Source organism: Prosthecobacter sp. SYSU 5D2, assembly GCF_039655865.1.
In the GTDB taxonomy this organism is placed as follows: domain Bacteria; phylum Verrucomicrobiota; class Verrucomicrobiia; order Verrucomicrobiales; family Verrucomicrobiaceae; genus Prosthecobacter.
The window spans coordinates 439047-451695 of record NZ_JBBYXL010000005.1; the positions used below are offsets into that span (position 1 = coordinate 439047).

6 protein-coding genes and 1 pseudogene are annotated in these 12649 nt (G+C 59.0%); 1 reads left to right on the forward strand and 6 read right to left on the reverse strand.

What is annotated here, in order from left to right; translation table 11 throughout:
- Positions 1-23: 23 nt before the first annotated feature.
- From WJU23_RS10960 to WJU23_RS10970, 3 genes and pseudogenes are all read right to left on the reverse strand, one after another.
- The gene (locus WJU23_RS10960; protein WP_346332600.1) at positions 24-3161 is read right to left on the reverse strand and encodes an RHS repeat-associated core domain-containing protein; all 3138 of its coding nucleotides are present in this window, start codon (positions 3159-3161) and stop codon (positions 24-26) included.
- Positions 3158-3703, reverse strand: a complete 546-nt coding sequence (locus WJU23_RS10965; RefSeq protein ID WP_346332601.1) for a DUF4123 domain-containing protein — start codon at positions 3701-3703, stop codon at positions 3158-3160. The genes WJU23_RS10960 and WJU23_RS10965 overlap by 4 nt, the downstream gene beginning before the upstream one ends.
- A gap of 189 nt (positions 3704-3892) precedes the next feature.
- Positions 3893-4189, reverse strand: a pseudogene (locus tag WJU23_RS10970) (PAAR domain-containing protein); the annotation flags it as partial.
- A gap of 217 nt (positions 4190-4406) precedes the next feature.
- On the opposite strand from WJU23_RS10970, the gene WJU23_RS10975 reads away from it, so the two are divergent.
- Positions 4407-6440, forward strand: a complete 2034-nt coding sequence (locus tag WJU23_RS10975; RefSeq protein WP_346332602.1) for a serine/threonine-protein kinase — start codon at positions 4407-4409, stop codon at positions 6438-6440.
- Between the two features lie 33 nt (positions 6441-6473).
- Here the strand turns inward: WJU23_RS10975 and WJU23_RS10980 are convergent, their stop codons facing one another.
- From WJU23_RS10980 to WJU23_RS10990, 3 genes are all read right to left on the reverse strand, one after another.
- Positions 6474-7517: a hypothetical protein gene (locus WJU23_RS10980; RefSeq protein WP_346332603.1), complete on the reverse strand. Its 1044-nt coding sequence runs from the start codon at positions 7515-7517 to the stop codon at positions 6474-6476.
- 79 nt (positions 7518-7596) lie between these two features.
- Positions 7597-9813 (reverse strand): ShlB/FhaC/HecB family hemolysin secretion/activation protein, encoded by a 2217-nt coding sequence (locus WJU23_RS10985; RefSeq protein WP_346332604.1) that lies wholly within the window; start codon positions 9811-9813, stop codon positions 7597-7599.
- Positions 9814-9858: 45 nt separating this feature from the next.
- Positions 9859-12649, reverse strand: a 2791-nt coding sequence (locus WJU23_RS10990; RefSeq protein ID WP_346332605.1) for a hypothetical protein, incomplete at its 5' end; no start/stop codon positions are given.

Consider the following 12649-nt stretch of genomic DNA (forward strand, 5'->3'; position numbering starts at 1 on the left):
ATGGCCCCGCAAGTCGCCGTTTATCACCCGCCATAGGTCCAGGGCAAGCCATTGCTTTCATAAAAGTCCTTCATCTCATCAGCATCTTTGAGCTGCTCGGAGGTGCCATCGGGCTTGAACACGGTCACCGGCGGGTCGGGTGACTTGTTAGGGTTGTTCCAATCGTCCTGACCGCCATGCTGCACCATCTCGCTCTTGCCATCTGGATCAAGATGTTCATTCATCTCTTTGCGCCGCTGACGGGCAAGAGACTCATCCGGACTGTTGGCATCGCCACTTCCATAGCTGACGCGCTCTTTGCTGTTGCCGTCGTAAACGCCATGGAGGTCGTAGTCGCCATGGATTTTTTTGCCATCCTGAAGCGCACGTCCCTGATCGTCCACTTCGGGTTTCTTGCCGGTGCTTTTCTGCGTGTCCTCTTCGTACTTCTTCCAGTACTTCTCGGCATTTTCGCGATCACTTTTCACCTGAGCGAGTTTTTCAGGATCGTCCTTGGCGGCCAGTTCCGCATCATCCCATGCCTTTTGCTGCTTGGGATGAGTGGGATCCACAACGAGTCCGGCGTCCTCGCCATGTTTGGCGGTTTTGGCTTTGCAGCTCATGGGCTTGGCCGTGTAGCCCGGCTGCCCCTGATACTTCATGGAGGCATCATTGCTGTTACGCACAATGACGAACTGGTTCTTCTCAGCGGCAAACTCCGCAAAGGATTCCGCATGACGCGGACTGATGCCATTGCGTACTCTTCTCCCTGCAGCCTGGGAGACGGCATCCTTGGCTTTCTTCCAGGCGCGCCGGGAGGCCCGTGTAATCGGTCCGGCATGGTCAGCCAGTTTTTTACCGAGGAAACCCGCCAGTTTCTTGACGCCCGGGATCTTGCCCAGCCCGAGCAAGGCAAGGTCCGTCAGAGCCGCGACGCCGGCCCCCTTGAGAGCGCACATGAGACAAAATTGATCGCCTTTGCGGGCCTGCTCCGTCATCTGCCCGGCGAAGGCACCCACGGCGCTGGCAATAACGCCTGCGGCAAGGATGACAGCGGCTCCGGCACCACATACCACCGCCACCAGGGCTCCCGCACCAGCTACAGCGCCTTCCACGGCCCCGGCCAGCGGATCCCCTCCTGTGGCGGCGGCGACGATAGCTCCGACCGCCGCACCGACGACGGCTGCGATGCCGATGGCCAGGAGCGGTGCAATGCCGCCAAAAGGGTCGGCACGGTTCCAGGGATCATTGCGGCAGTAGCTATAGTGGGAAGCATCAAACTCGATCCACCGTGGATCGAGAGAGAGATAAGAATGGAGCTGCGGGCTGTAGTAACGGGCGAAGTTGTAGTAGAGACCGGTCTCCTGGTCTTCATACTGGCCGGGCATCCGCCAGGGCTGGCGGATCTTGTCCACCTCCAGGTGGACCTGCCCAAAGCTGTCATAGGTGGCCTTCCAGACGACTTCTCCCTGGTCATCCAGCGCCATTTCCACCGCGCCCCGGGCATCGGTGATGAGCCAGTAGCAACGGCCTTTTTCCCGGAAGCCAAGCGGGACGACGGTTCCCGGCAGGAAAAGGTAGTCACGGCGGACAGGGGCGGCATCCTGCTGCTCACGATACTCCTCCCACAGAAGCTGGTGGCCTGCCCAGCCATAGCGCCAGTTTTGTGTGCCCCCGGTTTTCTCCACCCGGCGGCCCAGGGCATCATAGCGAAAGCGCAGGGTCCCGCCCCCGGTGCGGCATTCTGACAGCATGCCGTCGGCAGCGTATTTGCATTGGAGCGTTCCAGCCCTGCCCGGGAGGGTGACCATGTTGCCCCGCTTGTCATAGGCCAGAGCTGTGCCACGCCACTCAAGAGGCTCATCCATCGGACCCACCTTGATCGTGGCTCCGTTGATGCCGGTCATATTGCCTTTGGCATCATAGGTGTAACTGGCGTTCCACCGGCTGGATTCCTCGCGGACCACGTGGTCGTCAGCATCGTAGGCGATCTTGCTTTCACCCGGAAAAAGACCGCGGTGTGAGGCACCCGAAAACCGTGTGCATGCATCATAGCGATAGTCTGACCTTTGAATGACACGCCCGCTGCTGAGCACTTCACGTTTGGTCAACCGCATGGCAGGCCCATACTCCTGCTGCACACGCGAGCCGTTGGGAAAAAGGATTTCGCTGATCGTGTCTTCACTGCTGTAGGAGAGCTGCAATTCCCGGCCTCCCCATGCCGTGAGGCCCACCAGCCGGCCATCTTCATCATAGCGGTACTGGATGCTGTCCCCAAACGGGGTGCCCAGGGACAACGGGCTGCCTTCCGCATCCCGGCTGTAGAACACAGAACCTGCGGAAGTCTTTTCCTCCAGGATTTCCCCATCCGCCACAGTGAAGGCGATGAGCTGGCCGTTGCGCTCGACGGAGGTGAGATTTCCCTCCCCATCATAACCAAAGCGGGTGCTGTCATCCGGGCCGTTCCCTATCTGGGCGATCCGCTCATCCTTGATAAGATAGGAGGTTTCGTGCCCGTCACGGTGGGTGCGGACAGCGATGCTGGCCGCAGGATCGAAGTGATAGGATTCCGAGCTGCCGTCGGGAAACCCTACAGACTGCGGAGCCCCTGCCTCATCGGTGATCATCTGAATGACCCTTCGCATCGGATCCCGCATCTCCGTGAGATGACCGCGTTCGTTGCGCTGAAAAACGTAGCGCGCACCGGAAGGCTCGATGATGGCAGTGACGCGGCCATCGGAGTCATATTCAAAACTCCGCTGTCTGTGATCCGGATAAGTGACTGCCTGCAACAAGGGGTCTCCCCCTGCCCCTGCCGGTTTCGAATACCGGAAACCATATTCCGCAAACCCCGGCTGTCGCAGGGAAGTGACTTCACCCGCTTTGTCCCGGCCGAATTCCAAACGCCGGCCACTGGGGTAAATCATTGCGGCCAGGCGGCCAGATGAATCATGGTCAAAATGGCAGGTCAGTCCTGATGGGCGCTCGATCCGCTCAGGCAGGCCGTCTTTCCGGAAGGTGAGGGCGCTTTCACGCTGGCACTTGTCCCTGATGATGAGGTGATTGTCACGCTTCCGGACATCCACACCGCTGCGGACCAGGCCACGCTGAACTGTTGCAGGAACAGCCTGGCGGGCCCGGGGCCGGAAAACGGCAAATTGTTCTTCCTTGACGGTGATCATGAACTGGGCGGGAGCGTGTTAGGGCCGGAAAAGTCATTTTTGCGGCCGCTCATTGAGACGGGTTCCCGTAAGGTTCGCAGCTGCAAGTTATGGAGCTGAAACCTGAGCACGAACGACGGGTCTTCATCTTCAACGATCCACTGTTGAATGGGGCCAAAAAGTTCTTTTAGCTCCTGAGGCCCAAAAGTGGGGAGAATGAGCCGGAGCACACGCGGATCATAAAATCGGAAATAGAGTTCCTTGCCCTCCTCAGTCTTGACGATGAGAAACTTCCGCAGATGCCGCCGGGTGTCTTCAGAGGAGGCTGAGGTGACAATATGCACCCCCCACGCGCGGCCCCAACCCGATGTCACGAGCCACTTGCCGAAGTCCGTGGAGGCATTGAATGAAAAAAGGTAAGGCGCAACGGTAGCCAGGTTTTGCTCGCTCTCCCCACGGTAGAGGCAGGCATGATTCGCCTGCAGTGAAGCCGCCTCTCTGAACGCCGGTCCCATTGCAGCCGCATCAAGGATGGAAAAGGTGGCGGAAGCGAGGCAGCTCATGGCAGAATGAAGGGATTACTTTCCGTAGGGACACACTTCGCAAAAGGGAGTGCCGTTTTGAGCAGCCTTTTTGAGTGCTTCGGACTGGGCGCTAGCCGCCGACTTGGCATCTGCAAATGTCTTTTCCAAGAAGCTTCCTATGCCGGGTGGCGCGGGAACGATGGGGGTCACGCCGCCCATGCCGACTTCCCCAATCAACACCGTCGGACAGCCCATGACGATGACGCCGCCGTGCATGGTGGGATCTCCCATGCGGGCGGCCATCTTGCCGCCGATGAAGACGGTGGGGGAGCCCATGGCGATGGTATCCGGCGGGCCGACGCAGACGCACATGTCCGTCACCGTGGCGGCGGGCATCATGCCGATGAGAACCGTGGGCACGCAGGGTCCGCTGATGGGGCCGCCCACGTGGGGAATCGGCGGCGTGCCCGGTGTGACCATCGGGCAGGTATGCATGTCCGTGAGACGCGCGGCCGGTTTTCCCATAAGATTTATCAGGCCGTTTTGCTGCCTAGTAAGAGAAGCCTGTCAGATGGGCCAGGATACGTCAAGCCTGGGATGCGGGGATTTTTTCTTTTTAGAGCGCGGCGTCGGCTGCCTGGCAGGCAGGAGTGCCCGCATCACTCTGGATGGAGCATTTGCATTCTGGGGCAGGCGGGGCGATGGTCTCCTCTTTTCCCGACAAGTCCGCTGCAACTGAATCATGAGCCGAGAAGGTCCAGGACATTCCCCCATCCGCTTTGGCAAGTATGAGGTGGCCCGCCATGCGGACGGGAAACCCATGCTGTTGGGCAGCGGATCCACGGGGAACACGTACAAGGCGGTACACGCGCTGCTGGGGACGACGGTGGCGCTGAAGGTGGTCCATGAGAACCTGGCGGGGGACCCGGAGGTGAAGCAGCGCTTTTTAAACGAGGCGCGGGCCATCGCCTGTCTGAAGCACCCGCACATCGCCCAGATGGTGGACTGTGATGAGGCGGACGGGGTGCTGTTTTATGCGATGGAATTTTGCGACGGCGGGGACCTGGAGAAGCTGGCCGCGAGCCGGGGGCCGCTGCCGGAGGAGACGGTGCTGCACCTGGCCCGGCAGGCAGCGCGGGCGCTGGCACATGTGCATGACCAGGGCTATCTGCACCGGGACCTGAAGCCGTCCAACCTGATGCTGGCCATGGTGCCGGGAAAAGAGGAGGCGAATCTGAAGCTGATTGACTTTGGCCTGGTGAAGAACCTGCACCAGGCTAGCGGGCTGACTCAGCGCGGCCAGTTCCGCGGGACGCTCCTTTACACAAGCCCGGAGCAGCTCAGGGAGCAGACCCTGGATGAGCGGGCGGATGTCTTTGCCCTGGGGGTGACGCTGTGGTTCCTGCTGGAGGGGAAGCTGCCCCTGAAAAACAATTCGGAGGAGGTCACCAAACAGCGGCTTTCCGGGAAAAATCTGGGGACACTCCTGCCAAAAAGGATCCACCCGGCAGTGCGGGCGCTGCTGACAGAAATGATGCAGCCGGAGCTGAAACGGCGGGTGCGCAACATGCACATCGTGCTGACGGGGATAGATGAATGCCTGGTACAAATGCACCGGACGGGGCGGGCGCTGGTGGGGAGTCCCCGGTTTGAAAAACTGCCCGAAGGGTCAGCGCCAGCGAGGTCCCGTGCGACGACGGCACCGCATCTGGGCACCACGACACGGGCAGCCGGGGCCACGGCATCCCGGCGGGGGGCTGCGCCCGGCCACGGGACAGCGGGAACCATGCCTCCCATCCCGCCATCCTCCACCCAGACTCCTGCAAATGCTACCCCCGTCCCGGCGGCCCATGTGAACGCTGCTCCGCCTCCGCAAACGGCACCAGATGCCCGGCCACCGAGGCCGCCTGCAGGGGCAGAAGCAAGGCCAGCGCCGTCGCCGAAAATGGGGATCCGGGTGATCCAGCAGCCGCTGGCGGCCAAATTTGACATGGTGGAGGAACGTGAGGATGCCCACGGGGATCTGGGGCGGACCTTCTATGCGCGGCGCTCTTCCACGGGTGACATGGTGCAGTTGACTCAAATCCAGCGCAGCCTGGCGGCAGACAGCCAAGTGGTGCGGGGCCTGGAGGAGATGGTGGTCCAGGCGAGCCGCTGCGACGGGGTTTACGTTGTGCGGCCGAATTCGCTGATCAAATTTACAGACCACCTGGTGCTGATCGAAGAGATGGTGGACGGTCTTTCCCTGCTGACGGTGCTGAAGGCGCGCCAGAAGCTGAACCTGCTGGAGGCGGCCAGCGTGCTGTATCAACTGGCGGACGCCTGTGACCTGGCCATGAGTGCGGGCCTGAACAGCCTGGATCTGGCGGCACACCGGCTGACGCTGCAGTTCCCGCACATGATGGGTGCGCGGATCAGCGGGCGGGAGGCGCAGAAGCTGCTGTCCTTGCCGGCCAATCAATGGCCACCCTTCATCCTGCGGGTGGAGCCGGACTATGAGGCCGCTTTCATGGGGATGGAGACGGATCTGCCCTGCCGGTTTGCCAGGCTTTTGTATCACATCCTCAGCGGTCTGCCCGTGCCTGCCGCAGCGATGGGGGGCCGGGCGGGCTACATTTCCGGCCTGGGTGAGGAGGCCAACCGGCTCCTAGGCAAAGTGATCTCCGGAGAGCTGCTGCTGCCTGACTGCGCATCCTTGCTGATGCGGCTGTGGCAGATGGAAAGTCTGCCAGCCCAGGCACTGACAGCCCATCGCAACAGAACGAGGCACGCCTGAGATTGCAGGGCCCCGCAGCTGTTGCTCTGCCCGCTATCCTGCAGAGGTACTGCCAGGGCGGCGCTGGAGATGCCGCTGCATGGCCTTTGCAAGCAGGTTATTAAACTGCTCCTTCATTTCATCTTCATTATGGAGCTGGGTCAGCTCGACGTATCGCTTCCAGTATTCGGCCGGGCCAGCGAGGCTGACCCCGGTTTCGAAGCTCATGACGGACTGGATGTTTTCCGGGCCAAATTTCTGGAAGAACCAGCGGGCGAAGTCTTTGCCGGCATCCCCGGAAGCTGCGACGAGCGCATTGAGCAGGTAAAAACTTTTGGTCACCATGTCTCCGACATCGGAGCGGCGGGTGGTGGAGCTGCCTTTGAGGAAATCTGCCAGTGCCTGGCTGGGCTCCAAAGAGGGACGGTTGAAGGAAGTGGTGTGATGCTGGCTGGATGAGAGACGGTCCCACAAAGCCCAGATGTGAGGATGCACCAGCAGATACTGCTCTGACATGAGGCCCAGCATCTGCATGCACCGGATGAGGCTGAGGCGGGGGTCTCCGTGGCTCGTGCTGCTGGCGCTCCCAGGGCCGAGCCGCTCCAGAATGCGCTCCACGGTGCGCTTCAACCGGACATTCTCCTCTTCGAAACCCGGCAACGTAATGGCGGCGGTCAAGGAACCGGGTGCCGCCGCAGCAGTAGCCTGTCCGATGGGGAAGCCTGCCTCTGCGAGCATCCGGGAGGATTTTTCCCGCTCTTCTGTACTCATGCTGGAGTACATCCCGGACAGCTGCCTGACCAGGTCCAGGGCTGAGGTGGAGGCTGGTGCGGGCTCCTGGGCCTCAGCGGGTGGCTCAGCCGCTTCTTCGGTCAATGCGGGCCTTGACTCAAAAAAAGGAAATTCCTCATCCAGTGCCTTCATGCAGCGGCGCTGGTATTCACCATCATCCGTGTCCAGCTCATTGATGGCCTCCGCGATGAAGGCCCAAACCTCGCTGCCACGATCCTCAGATTCGGACTCCACCATGGCCGCCTGCACGATGCGCAGGCGCATGGCGGTTTTCGCCGCCCAGTCACGCTCATTGGTCTCATTCATGGCTTAAAAAACCGTCTTCGGGGCAAAACCATACCCCGGCATGACGAAACGCGCACGAACGAGTTGCGAAAACCTGCCATTAAAAGCTGATGGAGAGACCAAGGTGCGCGTAGCCGTTGTCACCAAGGCCGAACACAGGATCAATGATGCCGACCTGGGCTGGATCAAGCTCCTCAAGCTGGAAACCGTAGTCGAAGCGCAACGTCATGGCTTTGTTGAAGCGGTAGCGCAAACCGAAACCCACACTGGCCAGGGTAAGGTCACCAGGCTCAGCAGGTGTGGCAGTGACGACATCGCCGTATCCGTAGTCAAAGAACACTAGGAAGCGGAGTTCGTCATTGATGTCCCGGCTTTTCTCAGAGGGGAAACGGCCGGCCAGCCTGTTCAGCGGGTGGAATGCCGGACTGTAAAGTTCAGCCTGCAGATAAAGGCCATAATCACCGCGTGCAACGCGTTCCGGGTAGCCGCGAACGGAATCAAAACCGCCAAGGCCAAGCTGCTCACTCGCGATCAGGTTTTCATTGGACACCTGGCCGGTGGCACGCAGGTGGAATTTAAAGTCATTGAGAACATCCGTCATTTTCCCCAGCTCAAAGACACGGCCCAGCGTAGCGCGGCTGTAGATGTAATTGGCCGTGCCTTCAGATCGGGCGGCCAGGAAGGCCTCATCGTCGTTATTGGCGGTAAGTCCGCCGGGGCTGTAAACGAACTGCAGGTTGAATGTGGTCTCACCCAGGCGGTCCGTCTGCCGGGCATTGTACTCCGCCATGAACTGGGCCACCTCGTTCTCACCGGCGAAGACGTTTGTGCCGCCGAAAGCCAGGTTGTTGTCTGAGGCTTTGAAATCAAAGCCAATGCCCACTTCATGATAAAGAGCCAGGCGGTCGTTTTTGAGGATGGACTCATCCTTGGAAATCTTCCAGGTAGGCAGGCCGAAGTGATGGCGCACACCCAAAATCCAGGTGGTGCCCTCCAGCACCTGCTCCACACCCGCAGCCGGGATCTCCACGGAGCTGTCCATGTAAGCGGCAAAGAACTGGAAATACTGGTTCCACTTTTTGATCGGGATTTGGTAGCTGAACAGGGCTGAGTGGAAACGCTCATATTCGACGTCAGACTGGAATTGCACGGCCATCTGATGGTTCCAGCCGAGGCTGAACGCATCAAACCAGACGGCACCCAGGTTAAACCGGTGCTCACCCAGAAGGACGGTACCGGTATTGTCATACCCGGCGAAAACCTGCACGGGCATCCGGTCCGTGACCTTGAATGACAGGTCCGTGGTGGCCAGCACGCTGTCGCTGGGGGCCAGTTCCACACTGGCAGTGCGGAAGGGGTGCGCATCCTCACGGCCCAGGCGTGACCAGGGGCTGAGGTTGAGATTGTAAATGGAATCTTCGATCAGGCGCTTGTCCAGGATGGAGCCGCTTTCCACCGCCAGTTCACTGCGCAGCTTCTCATGGTCATACCAGCTCCGCTTCGCCTCTTCATCCGCCTTCATGGAGATCTGGCCGATGCGGCCTTCCAGCACGGCGATGCAGACCTTGTCAGAGCTGAGCTCCTGTTCAGGAATGTACACATGGGTGGTAGGACGCCCGTTATCAGCAAAATGTTTGATGATATCTTCCACCATCTTCTCCAGGACTGCGAAGGTCAGCTTCTTGCCGAGGTAGCGGCTGCTCAGCGTGTCTTTGAGCACATCCGGTGCGGGTGTATCCAATCCCAAAAGCTGAATGCCGGAACTCAGAAAGCTGGGAGGCGGAGGGGCTTTGTCATCAATGGTCACCCGCGAATCCTTGTAAAGGGTGATGCCCGCAAGCGAGGAAACCAGCGTCGTGGTCTTGGTCATCACAAAGGGGGCGGCAGCCGGCACATTGGCAAGCTCATCCAAAGACCCGGCAGCAGGGATCGGCAGGGCCACTGGTTGCGAGTTCGGCTCGGGAAGCAGTTCCATTTTTTCTGCACTGGGGGCCTGGGCCGACGCTTCTGCCGGGGCACCAGCGGCTGGAGCCTTGGCCATGACAGGCACCCCTTCGGACTTCTCCTTGGTCTCCACAGCTTTGGCCGGAACTTCTTTCTTCTCTGCCGCAGAAGGAGCCGGAGCTTGTTTAGCCGGAGTGGAGCTCTCTTCCTTGGTTTCTCCTGGCTTGATGACATCCAGCAGGGGGGACTTCACCTCAAACTGGGGTGCCGTGGGAAAGCCAGAGGGCTTGGGGCCTTGCTGGGCGGGCAGCGGATGCAGCGCCGTGAGAGCCAGCAGGGAAATCAGCCAGGCGGATGGGATCGTCACTTTCATAGTTTTCGGGAGTAAAACATTGAGGGGCCGGATGGGTTTTCCTGATCAGTTCAGCGGCAGTCCCTGGAGCACCGAGATCTGGAGATCGCTCTGCTCTTCCGGGGTCAGCGGCTCGTTGCGCTCTTTCTTCGCCTCAGCATTGCTGCGAAGCATGTAATCGAAGCCCGTCAGCTGGATGCCGCCGTAGGAGGATGGGGTGACGATACCGCCCTTACGCTTGGCCTGGGCCTGAAGCTTCTGACGCAGCTTGCGCAGCTCATCTTCATCAATGTCCACATTCACATACTGGCTTGGATCGCTCAGTTCCCGGATACGGCGCAGGATGTCATCCGTGTCCAGCTGACCTGCAAGGTCAACCACATCCAGCCGGCCCGCGATGGCGAGGGTCAAATTCCCAGCACCGAAGCTGATCGAATTGAGAGTATTACCACTGTTGTTGTCATATGGAGTAATGGGGCTGAAGGAGCTGAAGTTGATCCCGTTAAAATTACTCTTTGATTGCGAATCCACATAAATCACACCCTTGCGATTATTAGCCAATTTAATTGTCAGAATCTTACCAGCCGCATTGAAATTATTGTTTCCGTTCACGATACCTTCAGGACTGTTATGGTTGGACACCAAAACCATGGCATTCCCACTAGGATCATTGGACGCAAGCAACTGATTGCCTGCTGTCAGTGTCAGGCTATTCGCTAATTTCATACCGCCGGTGGTGACGACCTTCACGCCTCCATTCTCAGTCGTGATGTTCCCGCTGAGACCCAAGCCGCCCGCGCCATCAAAGAGGACAAAGTCTCCTGCAGTGACCATGACGGCACCCAAAGTATCAATACGGTTGAGGGAGAACCCAAGATTTCCAGTTGGTCCATTATTGAGACGGTCCAGTTGAATGGTTCCATTGGCAGAAGTTACCTTGAATGTTGGAGCGGTTATTCCGTGACTCTGAGTCACCGTCTGAGCTGTGCCAGCAGTCGTGATAAGGTCAAAAACCTTGCCTTCTCCAATAGCGATGCCCGCCAGTTTGAGATCACCTGTCTGGCGGACGGTCAGGTTCCCTGCCAGAAGTGCGGGGGAACCAGGGGTATCGTCAAACCGGATCCCGCCATTTTCCTTAATGCCAGCAATCGTGATACCACCCGTTTCAACATTAACATCAGTTGGCATCTTGAAGAACGACACATTTTCTGGTGTCGTGACCTGATTCCGGGCGAGGACGGTGAGATTTGCCACCGAGGTAGTGATGTCAACATCTCCTCCTGCGAAAACCCCCAAATGATTGGTGGTAATCGCTGCCGCTCCAAGAGTGCTCACGGAGCCATTGGCGATCAAGGCAATGGAGTTTACTCCAACAGCTTGTGGAGTGGTCAGTCCGGTTAGTGTGCCTGCGGAAGCACCGGCCACATTGGCATTGGAAATGACAAGATCAGGGCCTGCTGCAAAATCAACCTCACCAATGGTCAACCCTGCTGGAACCAAACCCGTATCGTCATCCCGGATCACGATATGGGTTTCGGCAGAGCCAGCCACATTTCCAAAGGAATTTCCGGCACGGCGCAACTGCACAAACCCTGTTCCAGACTGGACGTAGAGATTCGCAGCTTCCAAGAAATGGCCTGCGGTGATATCTTGGGAGACATTGCCTGCCGTGCTCACCAGCCCGATCAGCGAGGCGAACACATCAATAGCCGGGATGGAAACCGTGCTTTTGCTCTTCACTTCGAAGAAGCTCAACCCGCTGGCATTCGTTCCCACATTGCCATTCAGAATGATGGTCCCATCAGAATCTAAGGTGTTGATATACAAACCATGGGTTTCACCGGCTTGATTGGTCACATTTCCATTCACCACAATGTTACCCTGTGCAAAGGGAGCTGCCGCAGGTGTGGCAGGACTTCCGCTTGTCAGACTGGCATCGTTAACAAGAACGATTGAAGCCCCGGGATTCCCCAGCACAATGCCCCCCAGCAATCCGGAGGATTCTGTCGAGACCAGATCCATTCCCAAATCAATATTGGCAGAGTTGTACCGCTGGCCGCGGATGGTCACAACATCGCTCCCGTATCCGACATTTCGGAGATCCGTTGGATCATCATTGAGAATGACCCTAGCTGGCTGTGCCGCACCCACTCCAGCCGTAAGGCTTGAGAGAGCCACCTGGCTTCCCACCGATGTTCTGAAAGTAAGCGTCCCCAATGTTTCAATCGCCAGCAACCGCTCGCTCCCGGCTGTCAGGCTGTCCACCGTGGAATTAAAGGTGATGTTGCCCAGCACTCCGGCTCCCGTGCTCCGCAGCACCGTGTCCTGCGCAAGCACCACCGCATCTCCGTAAAGCTGCGCTCCCGTAGTGATAACTGACGGTGTCGTCACCGTTGCCACCGTTCCGTCTGCATTCAGCGTCACCACCGTGTTTGCAATGTCGAACACCGTCCGTTCTCCAATCACTCCCGCATCATCCGTGGTCAGGCTTGCCAGGGCACGGATGCCTCCCACGTTGTCAGCTCCGCCGTTGCCAAAGCCGGTCACTCCGCCGGTGTTCACGGTCAGTGAGCGCACTGCCAGGGCCGCTGCATCCGTATCCACTGTCGAATTGAAGCTGATGTTGCCGGCAGCGGTGCTGGCCAGCACGGTGTCGAGCATCAGTGTCACCGCATCGTTGTAAGTCTGAGTCGTGGTGGTCGTCACCGAGGTGCCGCCCAGGATGTTGAACACCGTCCGCTCCCCAATGACGCCTGCGTCATCCGTGGTCAGGCTTGCCAGGGCACGGATGCCTCCCACGTTGTCAGCTCCGCCGTTGCCAAAGCCGGTCACTCCGCCGGTGTTCACGGTCAGTGAG

What these genes read in the sequence shown, in the direction of transcription:
- WJU23_RS10975 (WP_346332602.1), top strand. Translation starts at nt 4,407, where the DNA reads ATGAGCCGAGAAGGTCCAGGACATTCCCCCATCCGCTTTGGCAAGTAT.
- WJU23_RS10965 (WP_346332601.1), bottom strand. Translation starts at nt 3,703, where the DNA reads ATGAGCTGCCTCGCTTCCGCCACCTTTTCCATCCTTGATGCGGCTGCA.
- WJU23_RS10960 (WP_346332600.1), bottom strand. Translation starts at nt 3,161, where the DNA reads ATGATCACCGTCAAGGAAGAACAATTTGCCGTTTTCCGGCCCCGGGCC.
- WJU23_RS10985 (WP_346332604.1), bottom strand. Translation starts at nt 9,813, where the DNA reads ATGAAAGTGACGATCCCATCCGCCTGGCTGATTTCCCTGCTGGCTCTC.
- WJU23_RS10980 (WP_346332603.1), bottom strand. Translation starts at nt 7,517, where the DNA reads ATGAATGAGACCAATGAGCGTGACTGGGCGGCGAAAACCGCCATGCGC.